17 protein-coding genes are annotated in these 20,029 nt (G+C 70.3%); 9 read left to right on the top strand and 8 right to left on the bottom strand.

The window, feature by feature from the left end:
- Window positions 1-218: 218 nt before the first annotated feature.
- From Pka01_RS11060 to Pka01_RS11050, 3 genes are all read left to right on the top strand, one after another.
- Complete coding sequence (locus Pka01_RS11060) at window positions 219-1,094, top strand: phytanoyl-CoA dioxygenase family protein (protein ID WP_203882569.1); 876 nt, start codon at window positions 219-221, stop codon at window positions 1,092-1,094.
- A 257-nt stretch (window positions 1,095-1,351) separates the two neighbouring features.
- Window positions 1,352-1,879, top strand: coding sequence for a DUF1697 domain-containing protein (locus tag Pka01_RS11055; RefSeq protein WP_203882568.1), 528 nt, complete (start codon window positions 1,352-1,354; stop codon window positions 1,877-1,879).
- Window positions 1,880-1,966: 87 nt separating this feature from the next.
- Window positions 1,967-2,773: a hypothetical protein gene (locus Pka01_RS11050; protein ID WP_203882567.1), complete on the top strand. Its 807-nt coding sequence runs from the start codon at window positions 1,967-1,969 to the stop codon at window positions 2,771-2,773.
- Between the two features lie 95 nt (window positions 2,774-2,868).
- On the opposite strand, the gene Pka01_RS11045 is transcribed toward Pka01_RS11050, so the two are convergent.
- The 4 genes from Pka01_RS11045 to Pka01_RS11030 form a co-directional block, all read right to left on the bottom strand.
- Window positions 2,869-4,254, bottom strand: a complete 1,386-nt coding sequence (locus Pka01_RS11045; protein ID WP_203882566.1) for a glycoside hydrolase family 5 protein — start codon at window positions 4,252-4,254, stop codon at window positions 2,869-2,871.
- Window positions 4,255-4,316: 62 nt separating this feature from the next.
- Entirely contained in the window at window positions 4,317-5,114 is a 798-nt protein-coding gene (locus tag Pka01_RS11040) for a carbohydrate ABC transporter permease (protein ID WP_203882565.1), read from the bottom strand.
- Window positions 5,098-6,048: a carbohydrate ABC transporter permease gene (locus tag Pka01_RS11035; RefSeq protein ID WP_203882564.1), complete on the bottom strand. Its 951-nt coding sequence runs from the start codon at window positions 6,046-6,048 to the stop codon at window positions 5,098-5,100. The genes Pka01_RS11040 and Pka01_RS11035 overlap by 17 nt, the downstream gene beginning before the upstream one ends.
- Window positions 6,049-6,091: 43 nt before the next feature.
- Window positions 6,092-7,468: an ABC transporter substrate-binding protein gene (locus Pka01_RS11030; RefSeq protein ID WP_203882563.1), complete on the bottom strand. Its 1,377-nt coding sequence runs from the start codon at window positions 7,466-7,468 to the stop codon at window positions 6,092-6,094.
- A 608-nt stretch (window positions 7,469-8,076) separates the two neighbouring features.
- Here Pka01_RS11030 and Pka01_RS11025 point away from each other — a divergent pair.
- The 6 genes from Pka01_RS11025 to Pka01_RS11000 all read left to right on the top strand — a co-directional run bounded on the left by Pka01_RS11025 (window position 8,077) and on the right by Pka01_RS11000 (window position 15,446).
- Entirely contained in the window at window positions 8,077-9,171 is a 1,095-nt protein-coding gene (locus Pka01_RS11025; RefSeq protein ID WP_239114891.1) for a LacI family DNA-binding transcriptional regulator, read from the top strand.
- A 545-nt stretch (window positions 9,172-9,716) separates the two neighbouring features.
- A complete protein-coding gene (locus Pka01_RS11020) occupies window positions 9,717-10,073 on the top strand; it encodes a tautomerase family protein (RefSeq protein ID WP_239114895.1) in 357 nt (118 codons plus the stop codon).
- Window positions 10,074-10,116: 43 nt separating this feature from the next.
- Window positions 10,117-11,136 carry an NAD-dependent epimerase/dehydratase family protein gene (locus tag Pka01_RS11015; protein ID WP_203882561.1) on the top strand — a complete coding sequence of 340 codons (1,020 nt, stop codon included), beginning with the start codon at window positions 10,117-10,119 and terminating at the stop codon, window positions 11,134-11,136.
- Complete coding sequence (locus Pka01_RS11010; RefSeq protein WP_203882560.1) at window positions 11,133-12,041, top strand: SMP-30/gluconolactonase/LRE family protein; 909 nt, start codon at window positions 11,133-11,135, stop codon at window positions 12,039-12,041. The genes Pka01_RS11015 and Pka01_RS11010 overlap by 4 nt, the downstream gene beginning before the upstream one ends.
- 1 nt (window position 12,042) lies before the next feature.
- A complete protein-coding gene (locus tag Pka01_RS11005) occupies window positions 12,043-13,038 on the top strand; it encodes an aldo/keto reductase (protein ID WP_203882559.1) in 996 nt (331 codons plus the stop codon).
- Between the two features lie 53 nt (window positions 13,039-13,091).
- Entirely contained in the window at window positions 13,092-15,446 is a 2,355-nt protein-coding gene (locus Pka01_RS11000; RefSeq protein WP_308442230.1) for a beta-xylosidase/alpha-l-arabinosidase, read from the top strand.
- A gap of 82 nt (window positions 15,447-15,528) precedes the next feature.
- Here Pka01_RS11000 and Pka01_RS10995 read toward each other — a convergent pair whose 3' ends face one another.
- The 4 genes from Pka01_RS10995 to Pka01_RS10980 form a co-directional block, all read right to left on the bottom strand.
- Window positions 15,529-16,401 (bottom strand): LLM class F420-dependent oxidoreductase, encoded by an 873-nt coding sequence (locus Pka01_RS10995; RefSeq protein ID WP_203882557.1) that lies wholly within the window; start codon window positions 16,399-16,401, stop codon window positions 15,529-15,531.
- A 135-nt stretch (window positions 16,402-16,536) separates the two neighbouring features.
- On the bottom strand, window positions 16,537-17,538 hold the full coding sequence (locus tag Pka01_RS10990; protein ID WP_203882556.1) for a Gfo/Idh/MocA family protein: 1,002 nt from the start codon (window positions 17,536-17,538) through the stop codon (window positions 16,537-16,539).
- 60 nt (window positions 17,539-17,598) lie between these two features.
- A complete protein-coding gene (locus tag Pka01_RS10985; RefSeq protein ID WP_203882555.1) occupies window positions 17,599-19,119 on the bottom strand; it encodes an aldehyde dehydrogenase (NADP(+)) in 1,521 nt (506 codons plus the stop codon).
- Window positions 19,116-20,024, bottom strand: a complete 909-nt coding sequence (locus Pka01_RS10980) for a fumarylacetoacetate hydrolase family protein (RefSeq protein ID WP_239114890.1) — start codon at window positions 20,022-20,024, stop codon at window positions 19,116-19,118. The genes Pka01_RS10985 and Pka01_RS10980 overlap by 4 nt, the downstream gene beginning before the upstream one ends.
- Window positions 20,025-20,029 lie beyond the last annotated feature (5 nt).

Below are 20,029 nucleotides of genomic sequence, written 5' to 3'. Positions count from 1 at the left end.
CCACGGGAGCACGAACGTGTCGCCCGCTGCCCGGCCGGCAGAACCCCCGGACAAGTCGTTTGTAACTTTTGGGCGTTTCGGTCCACTTCTTACTGCGAACCCGAAACAGGACTTCGGCGAATAGAGGGTGACCCGTGCACGGCTTCGGCCGGCCCACAGGCCTGTCGAAGCCCGCGGGTTCCAGTTGTTCATCGAGGGACCACCGAAAGAGCGTGACCATGACCCAGTTCTCCGTGATCGACACCTGGACGCCCATGACCGCCGCCGAGCGGGAGCAGTTCGAACAGGACGGCTTTCTGGTCATTCCCGGTGCGCTCAGCTCTGAGGAAGTCGATCATTACCACGGCGCCGTCCAGCGCGTGTACATGAACTCGCCGGAAGGCGCCGACGGGGTCGCGCTGCATCAGTTGAGCGCCGCCACCTACTGCCCCGAACTGGCCGGACTCGCAGACCATCCGGCTGTCTTCCCCTATGTGTGGTCCCTCCTCGGCTGGAACGTGCACGTCTATCACTCGCATTTCGACGTCCACCCGATGTTGCGCAAGCCGCGGCCGTTCCGGTGGGAGTGGCACCAGGACGGCGGCAGGCAGAACCGGGAGATCGAGGTGGATCCCCGGCCGAGGCTGTCGGTGAAGCTGGCCTACTGGCTTTCCGACGTCTCCCGCCCCGGCAGGGGCAACCTGACCGTCATCCCCGGCAGCCACAAGACCAACTGGCTGCCCGGTCCGCCCCGGCGCGACATGGCGCACCCGCGGCCCGAGGGAGCGGTCGAGCTCACGGTCAACCCCGGAGACGTGTTGCTGTTCGACCGCAGGCTGTGGCACGCGCGGTCGGACAACTACTCGGACTTCACCCGCGTCGTCGCCTTCTTCGGCTACACCTACCGCTGGATCACCATCCGGGACGAGGTGGCCGACCTGCCGCGGCAGCCGTGGTTCGAGACGCTCAACCCGATCCAGCGCCAGCTCCTCGGACACGTCGGCGACGGGTCCGGCGACCACGGCTGGGGCCACTTCCCGGAGACCACGCCGCTGTACGGCGCGCTCGCGGAGCGGGGTCTGCTCGACCCCGCGTATCCGCCCCTGATCCCCTGACGAGCCCCCGAGGTTCCCCTGCCCCGGAGGTCCCCCTCGTCAGGAGAGAGCAGGCCCGTCCCCAGCGGGCCTGCTCTCACTCTTTGCGGCACGATCGCCTCTCACGCGACGACGTCGAGGAATCTCGAGCGCTTGGGCGGTCCGTCCTCGTGAACTCCCTCCCGCCGGAACGGCCGGCGGTTCGCCGAACATGACATTCGGCGACAGGTACAGGCGGTAGCGTCACCGGTGCTCCCCCGGACCCAGGAGGCGACGCCATGCGATACGTGGCGCTCTTACGCGGCATCAACGTCAATCCCCGCAGCCAGATGGCCATGGCCGACCTGCGCGCGCTGCTGGAGGGACTGGGACACACGGGGGTGCGCACCCACCTGCGAAGCGGGAACGCCGTGTTCACCGGTGACGAGGCTCCCCGCGAGCGCGTCGCCGCCACCATCGAGCAGCGGATCACCGAAGAGCTGGGCATGGAGGTGGCCGTCGTCGTCCGGACGGCCGGGGAACTGCGCGCGGTGGTCGAGGAGAATCCCCTGGAGGTGCGGGACCCGGCCAAGTTCGCGGTGGTGTTCCTTGCCGCCGAACCGGACCGGCGGGCGCTGGAGGGCATCGACCCGGCGAGCTACGCCCCGGAGGAGATGCGCGTCGGCAGACGTGAGCTCTACATGTACTTCCCCGACGGCCTCGGGCGCCCGAAGCTGCCGCCACTGCTGGGGAAGCGGTCGTCAGCGGTCGCCACGATGCGCAACTGGAACACCGTCACCAAACTCCTCGCCCTCGCAGAAGACTGAGCGGCGTCGACGGCCGCGCCGGCGCGCGCGGGCGACCTTGTGTGGCCGAATCTTGACCCCTGCCAGACCAGCAGTGGATCATGGTTTATGGGCCTCGTACCCCCGGTCGTGAACCGCCTGGTAAGGCGATGGAGTACCGGCCGGTTCATCTTCTTCGTGGTCGGCGCCGGCCTCGCCTGCGTGGCCGTAGTGGCGGGCTCCTCCAGCTACGCCGACGCGTACGACTTCGCGGACGCCTCGCGATGCGACACCCTGCGAGCCGACGGGCGGATGGACTGCATCACCACAGTGGCGGTGACCGTCGTCTCGCGCTCGATCTCCACGACCCCCGACCACCAGCCTCCGGTGAACCCGCTCCCGAACCCGCCTCCCCTCCCACCGCCCCAGCCGCCCATCTTCAGGGTGGCCGCAGTGGGCGAAGTCGCCGCTGCGGACGTCGATTACAAGGTGGTCGTCGAGGTCGTCGGGGCGTCCCACCGCCGGTACACGATCCCGGTGGACAAGCAGCTGTACGACAAGGCCCGGCCCGGCGCGCACGGGATGGCCGACATGTGGCGCGGTCACGTGCTGGGGCTGTCCATCGGCGGTTCCCGCAGCGTCGCATGGATCCCCATGGGTTTCGCCTTCGCCTGCGCCCTCGGATGGGTCGGGGCGGTGCTGATGGGCGGCTCGCTGCTGGTGCGCACGCGTCTTTCCTGGTCCGCATTCGACCGCCTGGGCCTGATCGGGTTCCCCCTGATAGCGGCCGGATTCTTCGTCCCCTTCCTCCTTGCCGTCCCGTGGCGACCGGCGTGGCGGGTGGTGCCCGTCGTCATGGCGTGCCTCGCGGCGATCCTGATCGTCGCGGTGCTCTGGGCCAACCAGGCGGGCCTACGCCGCGGGCCGCGGAGGTGACGGAGCCGGCGTCGTGAGTGGGGGCGGCTCCGGAAAGTTTTCCGGGGCCGCCCCCACTCATTCTCGAACGCGGCACGCCCGTCAGGACGGCGGCGTCAGCCGGCGCGCAACTGCTCGACGAGGGTCGTGCGGATGTCGCAGTTCCGCAGCGCAAACGAGTCGGCCAGGGCGATCAGCTCGTCATCATCCAGCCCGCGGAACAGCTCGGCGTATTCGTAGGCCAGGGGCTGGGCGACCGTGAGGTTGAGGATGAGCGTGCGGACCCAGTCGAACCTGCCCCACGGGTACGGGTCGAAGTCGGGGAACTCACGGGCGATCATTTCCTGGAACGGCTTGGTCACCTCGATGATCCCGTTGCCGTCGCTGCCCCAGTTGTCGGCGCCGAGCCGGTTCTTCTTGGCCACGAAGTCGCCGAAGCGCTTCATGTACGGGGAGTCGGGGCGGACCATGGCCACGCCCTGCCGTCCGAGGTCCTTGTACATCCAGCTCGACCAGCTCGCCCCGTCGCCCCGGTAGATGTCGAGCTGGTCCGCCAGAACCTGCCGACGCATGGCGTCCCTGCGCTCGTCGCCGGTGTAGATCGGGGCGAACTCCCCCACCCAGATCGGCGTCCCGGTACGCCGGCTGTACTCGGTGCGCTGGAGGTACTTGGCCTCCAGAGCCGCCGTGTCGTAGTACTTGCCGTCGGTCACTCCCGGGTAGTCGCCGCCGTTGCCCATGCCCGGGGCGGCGTAGTCGTGGCAGACGTAGACGGTGTTGTCCCATTCGGCGTCGAAGACGTCGAACTCGGTCGAGTACGTGTTGCCGTCCAAGAACAGGATGTGGCGGTCGTCGATCGCGCGGATGGCCTCGACCAGGCGGGTGTAGAACGGCCCGACCACCTTGCGCGACTCGTCCGCCGGCTCGTTGATCGGGTTGTAGCCCGCCACCCACGGGTTGTCCTTGTAGTGCTCGGCGATGCGCTCCCAGATCGCCACCACCCGGTCCTGGAAGTGCGGGTGGTCGAAGAACGCGGGCCGGTGCGTGGGGTTGTCGGAGTGCCAGTGGTGGTTCTGCGAGCCCGGCAGAGCGTGCAGGTCGATCACCGAGTAGATCCCGTGCCGCGCGCAGGCCTCGATCACCCGGTCGAGGTGGCGGAAGCCCTCCTCCTTGAACACGAACGGCCGCGCGTCGTCCTCGAAGTGCCGGTAGTTGACCGGCAGTCGCACGCAGTTCATGCCCATACCGGCCAGCAGCTTCGCGTCGTCCTCGTCGAAGAACGCGGTCAGCAGCCGCTCGAAGAACAGCTCGTACTTCTCCTCTCCGAGGACCTCACGGACCGTGCCGCGCATCAGTGATTCGTTGCCGGAGTAACCGGTGATGAAGTTCTCCATGTTCAGCCAGCCGCCGACGGCCACACCCCGCAGGCGCACGGGCGTGCCCGACTGGTCGACGAATTCGCGGCCCGCCGTACGGAGGAAGGCCGTGCTGTCCGACGTCATGTGCTCTGTTCCTCAAATCTGAAAGCGTGGATCACACAGGGGGAATCGGTGGTGTGCGGCGCCTACTTCAGCGCGCCGGCCGCCAGGCCTCGCTCGAAGAGGCGCTGCAGGCAGAGGTAGGCCACGATCTCCGGGATCGCGGTGATCACCGCACTGGCCAGGACCTTGGTCTGGTCGTTGCTGAACTGGCTGACGAAGAACTGCGGAAGCAGCGTGATCGTCTGCTTGGCGGGGTCCTGGATGAGCACCAGCGGCAGCAGGTAGTCGTTCCAGGAGCCGATGAGCGTCAGGACGACGATCGCCGCGGCGATCGGCCGCGTCATCGGCACGACGATGTAGCGGAAGGCGGTGAAGACGCTCGCGCCGTCGACCCGTGCGGCGTCGAAGAGCGAGTCGGGGACGCCGTCGATGAACTTCCTGGCCAGCAGGACCGCGAAGGGGATCTGGAGCGCGGCGAGCGGCAGCACCACCGCCCAGTACGTGTCGTACACGCCGATGCTGAGGGTGGTCGCGAACAGCGGGGTGAGCAGCACGACCTCGGGCAGGGTGAGGGCGGCCAGGATCATCCAGAAGTACACCTCCTTGCCGCGGATGTGCAGCTTGGAGAACCCGAAGGCCGCGAACATGGTGAGGACGTAGACGATCAGGATCGTCGAGACCGACACGATGACGCTGTTCCTGAAGAACGTGCCCACGGTGCCGACGGCGAACACCGCCTCGTAGTTGCCGAGCCCCTTGCCCGCCAGCGATCCCTGGATCATGACCACCAGGGGGAACAGGTAGGGGATGATCATCAGGGTGACGAGGAGCTGGAGCAGCAGCCTGGTGCTCGGCCTGCGCGCCTCAAACACTGGATTCACCGTCCTTACGGTTGGCGCGGGCCGCGACGGCGATCGCGCCGATCAACGCCAGGATGAGCAGCAGGATCGACAGGGCCGCCCCGTAGCCGACGTGGGCCGACGGGATGCTGATCCGGTAGATGTAGGTCCCGAGGAACTCGGTGCTGTAGTTCGGGCCCCCGATGGTGACCAGGTACGGGACGTCGAAGGTCTTCAACGCCCCGATGACGCCCAGCATCGCCAGGGCCACCGTGGTCCCCCGTACGCCGGGCCAGACGATGCTGACCAGGACGCGGAGGTTGCTCGCCCCGTCGGTGCGCGCGGCCTCGAGCGTCTCGGGGTCGATCTGCCCCATGGCGGCGAAGTAGAGCACGAACGTGAGACCGGTGAACTGCCAGACCGTGATGAACATGATCACCGGCATCGCGGTGCTCGACTGGGCCAGCCAGGGCTGGGCGAGGAACCCGAGCCCGATGTGGTCCAGGGCCCAGTTCAGCTGGCCGTCCGCGGCGAACATCTGCCGGAACACGGGCGCCATCGTCGCCGGCGCGAGGACCACCGGCGTGAACACGAGGACCTTGTAGACGGCGCCCAGCTTCACCTTCGAGTGCAGCAGCGCGGCGAACACGAACCCGATCGCGGTCTGCACCGTGAAGGTGACGACGAAGAAGACCACCGTGTGCCAGATGGCCTTCCAGAAGATCGGGTCCTGCAGGATCTCGCTGTAGTTGCCCAACCCGACCGAGGTGGGAGTGGGGCTCGTGCCGTCCCAGTCGAGTGTCGAGAGGTAACCGGTCTCGATGATGCAGTAGTAGAGCAGACCGACCACGAAGACGAACGCCGGCATGATCCACGGCAGGCCCCAGGGCCTCCCGCCCCTCTTCCGGGAGCCGTCCGGAAGAGGGGCGTGCGATGGACGGCGCGCCCCGGTCTTCTGCGAGGTGATGGAAGTCATGAGTCTCCCTGCGCGTGTGGGATGAGACGTGCCGCCTGCGGCTCTACTTGATCTTCTCGGCGGAGCTCTGCAGCGTGGCCGCGGCCTGCTCGGGTGTGGCCTGTCCCGCGGCCACGGTGGTCGAGGCCACGCCGATGGCGGTCTGCAGGTCCGCGCTCACCGTCGCGAGGCGCGGCTCGGGCGACTTGCCCGCGTCGGTGATCAGCTTCTCCAGCGCCGGCTGCTGCTTCTCGGCGTTGACCAGCTTGATCGAGGACCAGTTCGGCTGGACGCTCATCAGGGCGGGGATGTCGTTGAGGATGTCGGCCACCGCCTGCTGACCCGCCTGCGACGTCGTCAGCCAGGTGGCGAAGGTGGTGGCGGCGGCGATGGACTTGGACTTCTTGTTGACGGCGAGGCCGAAGTCCGCGTCACCGTAGAGCGAGCCGACGTTGCCGGTGCCCGCCACGTCGGGGAACGCGATCGGCAGCTGGGTGAACGGCTTGGGGTCGCCGACGCCCGCGCCCGAGATGGCGGCCGTGCTGCCGTCGACGGTGGAGTACTGCATGTACCAGGTGCCCATCATGACCATCGCGGCCTTGCCCGACATGAAGTCGTTGTTGGCGTCCGGGTACTGCTGCACGCCCAGCGCGCCCTCCTGCATGATCCCGTCGTCGAACAGCTTCTTCCAGATGGTCAGCGCCTGGACGATCGTCGGGTCGGTCCACGGGACCTTCTTGTCCAGGGCCTGGGCCCACACGCCCGGCTTGATGTTGTTGCTGATCGCCTGGAGGGTGTCCTCGTTGAACGCGGTCTGTGCGGCGCCCTGCACGAAGCACTTGACGCCGTGGCTCTTGAAGGCCGCGCAGACCTGCTTCCACTCGTCGTAGTTCGTCGGCGGCTTGAGGCTGTACTTGTCGAACAGGTCCTGGTTGACCCAGACCGATCCGGCGTAGTTCGACCCGATGGACAACCCGGCGAGCTTGCCGTCGGCGGTCAGGCTGGAGACGCCGATGGGGGCCAGCTTCGACTTCCAGTCGGCGCCGAGCGCCTTCTCCACCGCGGGGGTGAGGTCGACGGCGTTGACGCCGTAGATGTCGACCGAGCCGTTGGCGGCGCCGGGGGCGACGTCGAAGACGTCCGGGCCGACCGAGGAGGCGAGGGCCGGACGGATCGCGGCGTCGTAGCCGTCGATGGTCAGCTTCTTATAGGTGACCTTGATGTTCGGGTAGACCTGGTTGAACGCCTTGATGTACGCCTCGGCGGGGGCGGAGTCGGGTGTCCACCCCCACCAGGTGATCGAGCCCGAGTCGGCCGAACCCTTGTCCGTGGTCTCGGCCGTGCCTCCGCCGGCGCATCCGGCGAGCGCCAGCGCCGCGGCCGTGAACACGGCCGCGGCTCCGGGGAGGCGGCGCTTCCAGATTCGCGAGGATCCCAGCATGTGATCTCTCCTTGCACGTGACTCGCACGCACTGGTCGTGTCGACGTCGCGCCGTCCTCCGCTGCGTGGGGGCGGCCGCGACGGCCTGTGCTCACCGCATGAGCACGGGGGTCCCGCTCGCACGCGGCGACACGGACGTCGGCACGGGGTCGCGGGACAGGGCGTGCGCACTCTCCCGGCCGGGGTCACCGGTCGGTGGAGCTGCACTGCTCACGGAACCGAAAGTTTCGGAAAGTCTTCTGGTGAGAGAAAAACACCGGCCCGGCGACAGTGTCAATAACTTCGGCCGAATTTGTTTCCGTTCAGTTACGGGGAGCGGGTCACGCGACCCCCGCGTGACGGCGCCCAGGTATCCACGCGGACGGTTCCCCGAGATCGTCGGTGTGTTATCCGCAGGTCATCGTCAGACCACTCGGTCGCGTAGCGGATCCAGAACGCCGCGCGGGCCGATGCCGGAGCGTGTCGCCGGGCCACGTCGGGGCCCAATTCGGACATTTAGGTATTCATGCCGTGAGCAGCTTACCCGTCGCATGCTCTGAGGCCCGTCACCAGCGGTGCTACCGTGATAGAAACTTTCGACAGCACTGGCTCAGCGCGTGAGAGGTGTCGTGGCGACCGAGCAGGAGACGAGGACGCAGAAGCGGGCATCGGGAAGCTCCCGGAACGCCGACGCCGACCGGGTGACGATCGCGATGGTCGCACGCGAGGCGGGCGTGTCCGCGCCGACGGTGAGCAAGGTGCTCAACGGCCGGGAGGCCGTGGGCCCCGAGACCCGCCGGCGGGTCCAGGACGCGTTGATCGCGACGGGATACCAGCGCAGGGCCAGGGCGGAGACGGGAAAGGTCGGCCTGGTCGACTTCGTGATCACCGAGCTGGACACGGCCTGGGCCTGCGAGCTGCTGCGAGGCGCCGAGCAGGAGGCCTACCGGCTGGGGGCCAGCCTGGTCCTGACCGTGACGCACGACCGGCAGGCCCAGCCGCGCGAATGGCTCAAGACCATCGCCTCCCGGCCCACCGACGGGGTGGTGCTGGTCGTCTCCAACACCCGGCAGGTCAGCCCGGACACGCTGCGCCCGATCGACACCCCCTTCGTCGTCATCGACCAGGTCGGCGGGTACGACCGCGACGTTCCGACCATCGGCGCCACCAACTGGGCCGGCGGGTTCGCCGCCACCGAGCACCTCGCCGAACTCGGCCATCGCCGGATCGGAATGATCACCGGGCCTCCGGACGTGCGGTGCGGCCTGGAACGCCTCGACGGCTACCGGGCCGCGCACGGCCGGGCGGGCCTGCCCCTCGACGAGAGCCTGGTACGGCAGGGCGACTTCTACGCCGAGGGCGGCAGGCGGGCCGCGCTCGAGCTGCTCGACCTGCCGGAACCGCCCACGGCCGTCTTCGCCGGCTCCGACCAGCAGGCGGCCGGCGTGTACGACGCCGCCCGTTCCAGAGGTCTGCGCATCCCCGACGATCTCAGCGTCGTCGGGTTCGACGACACCGAGGTCTGCGAGTGGATGTTCCCCCGGCTGACCACGATCCGGCAGCCACTCGCCCAGATGGCGGTGCTGGCCATCCGCAACGTGCTGGAGACCACGCACACCCCCGGTGAGCAGCCTCTCCGTCTCGAGCTGTCCACGAGCCTGGTGACCAGGGACAGCACCGCGCCGTTGAAGGCGCCCGCGCGGGCCGCGCGTCGCCGGGCCTGACGGCGCCGACGCCGACATCGCCTGCCGGGGCGCAGGCCCCGGCAGGCGACGGGCCCGTGACCGCAGGCGATGGGAAACTTTATGGAAAGTTGTTGCGGGGTCGTCGCCGCGGTTCGCTCCTCTTCCGCCGAGCGCCGCGACCCCCTCACCCCTCCGCGAACGAGCCCGCCGCCGCCTCGGGCCCGAGCGGCCCGAGCGCCACGATCAGTCGCCCCACCAGGCAAAACAATCGGACGGTATCGTTGGTGTGAGCTCTACGCCGACGTGGCCGACCGCCCGTGGCCGCACGGGTCGCGTCCGGTACCGCGGAGCGCGAATGATCACACGACAGGCGCTCTGACGGGCGACGATGTCACGGGGTCGGCACTCCGTCGGCCGTCCGACCCTTGACGTTCCTCAACCGACCGTTCTACGTTGTGACTGCGGACCTTAAGTTTCACACTTCTTTCGAAAGTTTTCGGCTTCCTGACTACCTGCATGACCCGCCGCGGCGCCCGGACATCCGGTCGACGGCCCGGCGTTGAAAGGAACCCCTCTTGCCTCTTGTGCAGATCGACCTCGACCGTTCCCTGGCCGAACGGCTGGGCGAGCAGATCAGCAACGGGATCCACCAGGCTCTGGTCGACGGCCTCGGCATGGACCCGACCGACAAGTTCCAGATCTTCCGCACCCACGAGCCCGGAGAGATCGTCTTCGACCCGGGTTACAACGGCGTCGACCGGCGGCAGCTGATCAGCATCCAGATCCTGATGGTGCACATGTACGACGTGACCACCAAATACGCGACGTTCGACCAGATCGCCAAGCGGCTGGAGGAGATCGGCATCCGGCCCGACGACCTGCTCATCAGCGTCGTGGAGAACGGCTTCGAGGACTGGTACGCCGGCAAGTCCCGCAGCTGACCGCATCCCGCCCATCCCTGAATCCAAGATCCGGAGTCCTGCAGTGAAGGTTCTCTACATCGGCGGCACCGGCACGATCAGCTCGTCCTGTGTCGCGGAGTCGGTCCGCCAGGGCCAGGACGTGCACGTCCTGAACCGCGGCCGCACCGCCGGCCGGCGGCCGGTCCCGGCGGGGGTCACCACCATCGAAGGCGACGTCCAGGACGCGGAGTCGATGCGGCGGGCCCTGGACGGGACGTCGTTCGACTGCGTGGTCAACTTCCTCGGCTTCGGCTCCAAGGACGCCTCGGCGGCCGTGGAGCTGTTCGAAGGCCGGACGAGCCAGTACATCCACATCAGCAGCGCGTCGATCTACCACAAGCCGGTGCGGCAGGTGCCGTTCGTCGAGTCGACCACCCGGCGCAACCCCTACCTGGCCTACGCCAGAGAGAAGATCGCCGCCGAGGACGTCCTGCACCACGCGTACGAGGAGCGCGAGTTCCCCGTCACGATCGTGCGGCCCTCGCACACCTACGACGACGCCCATCCCCCGCTTCCCGGCGACTGGACGGCGTGGGACCGGATCGTGCGCGGCGACGAACTGGTCGTCCCCGGCGACGGCACGAGCCTGTGGACCCTCACGCACGCCGGTGACCTCGCCGTCGGCCTCGTCGGGCTGATCGGCAACTGGCAGGCCGTGGGCGAGGACTTCCACATCACCTCCGACGAGGCGCTGACCTGGAACGAGATCTACGACATCATCGGCCGCACGGCCGGAACCCAGGCGAGGCTCGTGCACCTGCCCTCGGAGTTCCTGCCGGTCGTGGCCCCGGACTGGTTCTGGTCGGATCTGATCGTCGGCGACCTGCAGCACAGCGCGGTCTTCGACAACGCCAAGATCAGGCGGTTCGTCCCGTCGTTCCGGCCGACGGTCACCTGGTCGGAGGGCGCCCGCCGGCTGTCCGCCTGGCGTGCGGGCCATCCCGAGGAGACCCGCCCGGACGCCGCGACCGACGCGGTGCTGGCGCGGCTCGTCGAGGGCCACCGGCTCGCCGCTGCGGCGCTGGCGCCGCTGGCCCCGTGACGGCACCGGCGCCGGCCGGGCCGGCGGAGGGCGATCCGGCGGCGCGGCCGTGGCTGGACGTCTCCGGCGTCCACTGCGAGGGCGTGGTGTGGGACGCCATCCTCGGGCGGGTGCGGTTCGTCGACATCCCCCGCGGCCGGGTGTTCGACGCGGACGTCGACACCGGCGACGTCAGGTGGTTCGACCTGCCGGCGCCGGTCACCGCCGTCCACCCCACGACGGACCCGGCGACCGTCGTCGTCGCGGACGGCGAGGGCGTCGCTCTGGCCTCCAGGGACGGGCTCACAGAACGGCTCGCCGCCCCGCTGGCCGGACGGCCGCACATCCGGATGAACGACGCCGGCGTCGATCCCGCGGGCCGGTACTTCGCCGGCAGCATGGCCTACGACCAGGAGCCCGGGGCGGCGTGCCTGTACCGCCTCGACGCCGACCGCTCCCTGCACACGGTGCTGACCGACGTCACGATCAGCAACGGCGTCGACTGGTCGCCGGACGGGACCCTGTGCTACTTCGTGGACACTCCCCTGCGCCGCGTCGACGTCTTCGACTACGACGTGGCGACAGGCGCGCTGTCGAACCGGCGCGTGTTCGCCGACACCTCCGCCGCGGCCGGGATGCCCGACGGGCTGACCGTCGACGCGGAAGGCGCCGTATGGGTGGCCTTCTGGGGAGGTTCGTGCGTCCGCCGGTTCGGGCCCGACGGCCGCCTGGACCGCACGATCACCCTGCCCGTCTCGCAGGTGACGTCGTGCTGCTTCGCCGGTCCGGAGCTGGACCAGCTCATCATCAGCACCTCCACCGAGGAACTCTCCCCCGACGACCTGCGGCGTCAGCCCATGGCCGGCATGATCTTCCGGGCCGAGCCCGGGTGCCGTGGCCGCCGCACGACCGAATTCGTGATCTGACATGGCCGATGACCTGACCGACGACCGGCGCACCGCCGCGTACGAACTTCCCGACCCGGCGGAGCGGCGCGCGTTCGGCCGCACCGGTCTCACCGTGACTCCCATCTGCATCGGGACGAGCCCCCTTGCGAGCATGCCCGCGCTCTACGGGTACGCGGTCGACCAGGAGCGGGCCGAGGCCACGGTCGAGGCCGTGCTCGACGGCCCCTTCAACTTCCTCGACACCTCCAACAACTACGGCGCAGGCACCGCCGAGCAGCGCATCGGCGCCGTGCTGCGCCGTCGTGGCCTGCCCGACGGGTTCGTACTGGCCACCAAGGCCGACGCCGACCCCGACTCCGGCGACTTCTCCGGCGAACGGGTACGCCGCTCGGTCGAGGAGAGCCTGGAACGGCTGGGCCTCGACCACGTGCCGATGATGTACCTGCACGACCCGGAGTTCCACGTCACGTTCGAGCAGGCCATGGCACCCGGCGGCGCGGTCGAGGCGCTCGTGGCGCTGCGCGACGCCGGCGTGGTGGGCCACCTCGGGATCGCCGGCGGCCCGGTGGAGCTGATGCGCAGGTTCGTCGGCACCGGCGTGTTCGAGGCCGTGATCAACCACAACCGGTGGACCCTGGTGAACCGCGAGGCCGATCCGCTGATCGACGACGCCGCCCGGCGAGGGGTCGCCTTCGTCAACGGCGCGCCGTACGGCGGGGGGATGCTCGTCAAGGGCCCCGACGCGCAGCCCCGCTACGCCTACCGGGACACCGACGAGTCGGTCAGGGAGGCGGTCCGGGCGATGCGCCGGGCCTGCGACGCCCACGGCGTTCCGCTCGCCGCCGCCGCGCTGCAGTTCTCACTGAGGGACCCGCGGGTGACGTCGACCATCGTCGGGATCTCCGAGCCCGCCCGGATCTCCACCACCCTCGAGCTCGCCACCACCCCGATCCCTCCGGAGCTGTGGGACGAGCTCGACCAGTGCACCCCTGCGTACGGCGGGTGGCTGGACTGATGCCGACGACGGCCGGCCGTACGAGCGACTCACACGACCAAACGGAGAACAGCGTGGCTCTGAGCACTGAACCCTCGCCGAAGGTGTGGAAGGACGCCGCGGTCCCCGACGAGGAGCGGGTCGAGGCCCTGATGGCGCGGATGAGCGTGGCCGAGAAGGTCGCGCAGCTGTACGGCGTCTGGGTGGGGATCAAGGACGAAGACGGCGAGATGGCTCCGCACCAGCACGAGTTCACGTCGCTGCCCGTCGGGTGGGACGAGCTGGTGAAGCAGGGCATCGGCCAGTTGACCCGGCCGTTCGGCACGACGCCCGTCGGCGTCCTCACGGGGGCGGCCACGCTCGCGAACGCGCAGCGGTCGATCACGGCGGCGGGACGCTGGGAGATCCCGGCACTCGTGCACGAGGAGATCCTGACCGGGCTGGCCGCGTGGAAGGCCACCGTCTACCCGTCGCCGCTGTGCTGGGGAGCCAGCTTCGACCCGGACCTCGTGGAGCGGATGGGGGCGCAGATCGGCGCGACCATGCGGCGCCTCGGCGTTCACCAGGGGCTCGCCCCGGTGCTGGACGTGGCCCGCGACCTGCGGTGGGGGCGCGTCGAGGAGACCATCGGCGAGGATCCCGTCCTCGTCGGCACGATCGGGAGCGCCTACATCCGCGGCGTGCAGTCCGCGGGCGTCGTCGCCACCCTGAAGCATTTCGTCGGCTACTCCGCGTCCAAGGCGGGCCGCAACCTCGCGCCGGTGTCGGCCGGCCGCCGTGAGATCGCCGACGTGCTGCTGCCGCCGTTCGAGATGGCGCTGCGGGCCGGGGCCGACTCGGTGATGAACTCCTACGCCGACATCGACGGGGTCCCGGTCGCGGCCGACCCCGGCCTGCTCACCGACCTGCTGCGCGACACCTACGGCTTCACCGGGACCGTCGTCGCCGACTACTTCTCCGTCGCCTTCCTGCAGACCCTGCACAACGTGGCGGAGTCGCCCGGCGACGCGGCCAGGCTCGCGCTGACGGCGGGGATCGACGTCGAACTGCCCACGGTGAACACCTTCGGCCCGCCGCTGATCGAGGCGATCGAGCGCGGCGAGGTCGACCCGGCCCTCGTCGACCGCGCGCTGCGGCGCGTGCTGCTGCAGAAGTGCCGGCTGGGCCTGCTCGACGAAGGCTGGGACCCCGAGCCCTCCGTCCTCCGCGAGGAGGACAGCGGGACGGGCGACGCTGTGCTCGACGGCGACGAGCAGCGGGCCCTGGCCGGAGAGCTGGCCCGCCGCTCGGTGGTCCTGCTCCGCAACACCGGCACGTTGCCTCTGGCGCCGAGGCTGCGCCTGGCCGTGGTCGGGCCGCGCGCCGACACCCCGCAGGCCATGATGGGCTGCTACTCGTTCCCGATGCATGTCGGCGTGCACCATCCTGACGTGCCCGTCGGCCTCGAGGTGCCGACGCTGGTCGAGGCGCTGCGCGCCGATCCCGCGGGTTACGACGTGCGTTACGCGCAGGGGGTGCCGGTCCTCGGCGGCGACGACGAGGGGATCGCGGCGGCCGTCGCGGCGGCCGCGGAAGCGGACGTGTGCGTGGCAGTGCTCGGCGACCAGGCGGGCCTGTTCGGCCGGGGCACCTCAGGAGAGGGCTGCGACACCGAGAGCCTGCGCCTTCCCGGACGGCAGGAGGAGCTGCTCGAGGCCGTCCTGGCCACGGGTACGCCCGTGGTGCTGGTCCTCCTGGTCGGCCGGCCGTACGAACTGGCCCGGCAGGTCGAGCGCCTCGCGGCAGTCGTGTGCGGGTTCTTCCCCGGCGAGGAGGGCGCGCGCGCCCTGGCGGACGTCCTGTCCGGCCGGGCGGACCCGGCCGGCCGGCTCCCGGTGAGCTTCCCCGGCGACGGCGCCACCCAGCCCTCCACCTACCTGGCCGCGCCGCTCGCCCGGCGCAGCGAGGTGAGCTCGGTGGATCCCACCGCGCTGTTCCCGTTCGGCCACGGGCTGTCCTACACCCCGATCACGTGGAAGGCCGTCTCCGCCGGTCCGGCGGAGACGTGGCCGACCGACGGCACCTTCGACGTGCGGGTGACGCTCAGCAACGAAGCCGCCGGCCCGGTTTCGGAGGTCGTGCAGGTCTACTTGCACGACCCGGTGGCGGAGGTCGCCCGTCCGGTGCAGTCGTTGCTGACCGCGCCCCGGGTCGACCTGGAGCCTGGCGAGACGCGGGAGGTCACGATCTCCCTGCACGCCGACCAGACCTCCTACACCGGCGCGGCCGGGCGGCGGCAGGTCGACCCGGGCGTGGTGGAGCTGCGGATCGGAGCGTCGAGCGCCGACATCCGCGAGACCGTCTCCGTCACGATGACCGGGCCCCGGCGTCACGTCGGGTTCGACCGGGTCATGGAGGCCACCGTCACCTCCGCGGCGGCCCGGAACTGAGGACGCATCGGGTCGCCCGCCGGCGCCGGCGGGCGACCCGGCTCTCAGCCGGTCGCCGGAAAGGGTGCGAGCGGCCCGGCTCTCAGCCGATCGCGGCGACGCGCGGGACCACGCGCTCCGCGACCTGCGTGGTGAACTCGACCGGGTGCCGGTCCGGCAGCACCTGGATCTCGCCGACCCCCAGCCTCGCGTACTCCTCAGCCTCGGCGAGGAACACGTCGGTCTGCTCGAGGACCGGGCGGGAGAACATCACGGTCTTCTCTATGGCGTCGTAGTCGCGGCCCTCGGCGTCGCAGTGCGCCCGCAGCACGCCCAGCTTGTGCGCCACCTCGTCCGGTCCGGTGGCGAACAGGTTGCAGGCGTCCCCGTATCGGGCGACCAGCCGCAGCGTCTTCTTCTCCCCACCGCCGCCGATCATGATCGGCGGGCGCGGCCGGCCCAGCGGAGCAGGCACGCACAGGGTCTCCTCGAGCTGGTAGTGACGTCCCTGGTAGGGGCCGTCGTCGTCGCTCCACATCTGAAGGCAGACCTGGATCGTCTCCTCCAGCCGCTCGAACCGCTCGGCCATCGGGACGACGGGCACCCCCAGCCCGCGTTGCTCGCGCTCGTACCAGGACGCGCCGACGCCGAACTGCGCGCGGCCGCCCGACAGCACGTCGAGAGTGGTGACGATCTTCGCCAGCAGGCCGGGATGCCGGTACATCACCCCGGTGACCATCAGGCCGAGCGTCATCCGCGTGGTCAGCGCGGCCACGTACCCGAGCGTCGTGTATCCCTCCAGCATCGGCTCGTTCGCGCTTCCCCCGCGGTACCGCATCTGGAAGTAGTGGTCCATCGGCGTGAACGACGACATCCCCGCGTCCTCGGCGATGCGGGCCGTCTGCGCCAGCGTCGGCGCGATCAGCTCGGGTTCCGCCGGGGTCGAGAAGTTCCAGTAGTGCAAACCGAGTTTCATGTACCCCTCTGCCTGGCGGGGCGGCCGGACCGCGGTTCCACACCCGGGCCCTGGCCCGCCCCGCCGAAATCGACTGCGCAGTCTCTCACAAAACGCGCACTCGATAACAAGCCGGACGACGACCGGCCGCCGAGGTCACTCGCTCGGGTACCGCAGGCCGATCTGGGCGCGCACCTGGTCCATCGTGCCCATGATCTGGCAGGTCTCGTCGAGCGGCATCACGGGGCTCTCCAGCAGGCCGGCCCGGACGCACCGCGCGACCTCCTCCGCCTGGAAGCGCAGACCGCTGCCCTCCACGGGGAAGTCGTACCGCTCCACCGCCCCGGTCAGCGTGGTCAGGGTGAACGACTTCGGTGTGAAGAACATGTGGTCCACCTCGATGCGGGCGTCCGTCCCCGAGATCGAGGCCCGGTTCGGCAGCCACGCCTCCATCGAGGTGGCGAGCACCGACTGCCGGCCCTGCCCGTACTGGAGCACCACCGTGGTCTGCGCGTCCACGCCGGTGTCACCGAACTGGGCCGCCCCGAGCACGGTCGTCGGCTCGCCGAGCACCATGGACGCGAACGACACCGGGTAGACCCCGAGGTCGAGCAGGGCGCCGCCGCCCAGGTGCGGGTCGAACATCCGGTGCGCCGGGTCCTTCTCGAACCAGACGCCGAGCGCTGCGTTGACCTGCCGGAGGTCGCCGAGCCGCCCCTGGGCGAGCAGTTCGCGGATGCGGACCATGTGGGGCAGGAAGCGCGTCCACATGGCCTCCATGAGGAACACGCCCTTCGCGCGGGCCAGCTTCACGAGCTCCTCGGCCTCGGCGCGGTTGATCGTGAACGGCTTCTCGACCAGCACGGCCTTGCCGGCCTCGATCGCGGCGACGGCCGCGTCGCGGTGCCCGCTGTGCGGCACCGCTACGTAGACGGCGTCGATGTCGTCCGAGTCCAGCAGTTCGGCCAGGTCGGCGGAGAAACGCGCCGCGCCCGTCTTGGCGGCGAACGCCTCGCCCCGCTCGGCCGAACGGGAACCGACCGCCACCACCTCGCCGGCGTCGGAAAGCCGCAGGTCCTCGGCGAACGCGCTCGCGATCCCGCCGGTGCCGATGATCGCCCAGCGGAGCGGGGTGGGGGCCTGGGGTTGTGTCGTCATTGCAGCAATGTCCCTTATCGGAGGAATCAGCGTGTCCAGCATGCCGTCCGGCGCGAACGGCTACTTGACCGGGGTGAGGACGCCGTCGACGCGGCGGACCAGTCCGGCGGCGCCCTCGGGGACATCGCGCAGCTCGTCCGGCAACAGCTCCTGTGGGACGTTCTGCAGGCTGATCGGGCGCAGCCAGCGGCGGATCGCCGTGGTGCCCACGCTGGTGTGGAGGGCGCTGGTGGTCGCCGGGTACGGCCCGCCGTGGTGCATGCCCCACGCCACGGCGACGCCGGTGGGGAACCCGTTCCACACCACGCGGCCCACCGTGCCCGCGAGCCGCGCGAGCACGAGGGCCGACAGCCCGGCGTCCGCCTCGTCGGCGTGGATCGTCCCGGTGAGCGCGGGCCCGAACTTCCGCAGCAGTTCGAGCAGCCGCCCCTCGTCGTCGTACTCGACGACCACCAGGACCGGGCCGAAGCACTCCTCGGTCAGCGCCCCCGTGATCGAGGCGGCGTCCGCCCGCAGGAGCAGCGGGGCGCCCGCCCATCCCTCGCCCGTGGCCTCGTGCCCGCGGGCGAGCACCTCGACCCCCTCCATGCCGAGGAGCGTCTCCGTGCCGTGCCGGTAGGCACCGGCCGTGCGCTCGCTGAGCATGATCCCGGCGGGCATCGCGGCCACCCGCTCGGCCAGCGAGCGGCGGACCGCCTCGCCGTCCGGGCCCGCGGGGAGCAGCACCACGCCGGGCTTCGTGCAGAACTGCCCCACGCCGAGCGTGAAGGAGGCCGCCAGCCCCGCCGCGATGTCCTCGCCGCGGGCCGCCGCCGCGGCGGGGCACACGACGAGCGTGTTGAGCGCGCCGAGCTCGCCGTAGAAGGGGATCGGCGACGGCCGGGACGAGGCGACGTCGAACAACGCCCGCCCGGCGCCGAGCGAGCCGGTGAAGCCGACGGCCTGGACGGCGGGGTGCCCGACCAGGTCGACGCCCGCCTCGCGGCCGAAGACGAGGTTGACCACGTCGGGGGTCACGCCCGCGGCCGCGGCGCCTTCGGCGAGTGCCGCGTGGGCGCGCACCGACGTCGCGGGATGCGCCTCGTGCACCTTGGCGACGACCGGGCATCCGGCGGCCAGCGCCGACGCCGTGTCGCCGCCGGGCACGGAGAACGCGAACGGGAAGTTGCTCGCGCCGAACACCGCCACCGGGCCGAGCGGGACCAGCATGCGGCGCAGGTCGGGGCGGGGACCCATCGGGGTGTCCCCCGCGTGGTCGATCGTGGCCTCGAGGTAGGCGCCGTCCTCGGCCACGTCGGCGAACAGGTCGAGCTGGTAGCACGTCCTGGTCAGCTCGCCGTTGAGCCGCTGCTCGCCGAGCGCCGTCTCGCGGTCGGCGACCGTGACCAGATCGCCCCTGGCGTCCTCGATCGCACGAGCCATCGACCGCAGCAGCCGCGCCCGCCCCGCGCGCCCGAGCGCCGTGAGCTCCCGTGCGGCCGTCTCGGCCCGAGCGCACAGGTCGTCGAGGTCCGCCCGCGTCGTGGCGGCGTCGATACGCTCGGCGACCCGGCCCGTACGCGGATCGATGCTGTCGATCATGACTGCCGTCCCTCGATGACGTGGCCGTACGCGGGGTTCACACCGGGTGGCATGCCGCGGACCACGGTGTTGCCGAGCACGCCGACGCCGCTGATGACGATCTCGACGGTGTCGCCGTCCGCGAGCGTGAACGGCGCCTCCGGCACGAGGCAGGTCCCGGTCGACAGGACCACCCCGTCGGGGTGCACGTCGCCGCGCATCAGATACGACACCAGCTCGTCCAGCCGCCGGTGCAGCCGCCCGGTGCTCGTCTCACCGCTCCACACCGGCGCGCCGTCCCTGCCGATCGTCATCTCGATCGTGAGGTCGTACGGATCCTCGATCTCCCAGACCGGAGTGATCCACGGGCCGAGGCCGCACCCTCCCCAGTAGATCTTGGCCTGGGGCAGGTAGAGGGGGTTCTCCCCTTCGATGCTGCGCGAGGACATGTCGTTGCACACCGTGTAGCCGACCGTCTCCCCGAAGCGGTTGACCACCAGCGCCAGTTCGGGCTCGGGCACGTCGACGACGGAGTCCGCGCGTACGGCCAGGCGCCCGCCGGGGCCGACGACCCGCCAGGGCACCGACTTGAAGAACAGCTCCGGCCGCTCGGCGTCGTAGACCAGTTCGTAGATCGTCGCGGCCCGTTCGCTCTCCTCGACCCTGGCCTCGCGGGACGTCTCGTAGGTGACGCCGGCCGCCCACACCTCGGTCGTGCCGTCGACCGGTGCCAGGAGGTCGACGTCCGCGAGAGGGACCCGGTCGCCGAGCGGTCCTTCGGAGAGCCGGGCACGCAGGTCGGCGAGCGGCGACGCCCAGAGCCCGGCGAGCGAGTCCACGCCCCCGATCTCGGCGACATGGCCGTCGTCGTGCAGGCCGATCCTGGGCCGCGCGGACTCCCGCGTCCGATACCTGACGATGTTCACGGTGA

The sequence above is a fragment of the Planotetraspora kaengkrachanensis genome (genome assembly GCF_016862895.1).
Lineage (GTDB): Bacteria > Actinomycetota > Actinomycetes > Streptosporangiales > Streptosporangiaceae > Planotetraspora > Planotetraspora kaengkrachanensis.
Note: the sequence above shows the minus strand (reverse complement) of the source record. Positions and strands in the feature narration are given on the sequence as shown.

Bases quoted from the DNA above. Each gene is read 5' to 3' on its own strand.
- Pka01_RS11060 (WP_203882569.1), top strand. From the start codon at position 219: ATGACCCAGTTCTCCGTGATCGACACCTGGACGCCCATGACCGCCGCC.
- Pka01_RS11055 (WP_203882568.1), top strand. From the start codon at position 1,352: ATGCGATACGTGGCGCTCTTACGCGGCATCAACGTCAATCCCCGCAGC.
- Pka01_RS11050 (WP_203882567.1), top strand. From the start codon at position 1,967: ATGGGCCTCGTACCCCCGGTCGTGAACCGCCTGGTAAGGCGATGGAGT.
- Pka01_RS11045 (WP_203882566.1), bottom strand. From the start codon at position 4,254: ATGACGTCGGACAGCACGGCCTTCCTCCGTACGGCGGGCCGCGAATTC.
- Pka01_RS11035 (WP_203882564.1), bottom strand. From the start codon at position 6,048: ATGACTTCCATCACCTCGCAGAAGACCGGGGCGCGCCGTCCATCGCAC.
- Pka01_RS11030 (WP_203882563.1), bottom strand. From the start codon at position 7,468: ATGCTGGGATCCTCGCGAATCTGGAAGCGCCGCCTCCCCGGAGCCGCG.
- Pka01_RS11005 (WP_203882559.1), top strand. From the start codon at position 12,043: ATGGCCGATGACCTGACCGACGACCGGCGCACCGCCGCGTACGAACTT.
- Pka01_RS10995 (WP_203882557.1), bottom strand. From the start codon at position 16,401: ATGAAACTCGGTTTGCACTACTGGAACTTCTCGACCCCGGCGGAACCC.
- Pka01_RS10990 (WP_203882556.1), bottom strand. From the start codon at position 17,538: ATGACGACACAACCCCAGGCCCCCACCCCGCTCCGCTGGGCGATCATC.
- Pka01_RS10985 (WP_203882555.1), bottom strand. From the start codon at position 19,119: ATGATCGACAGCATCGATCCGCGTACGGGCCGGGTCGCCGAGCGTATC.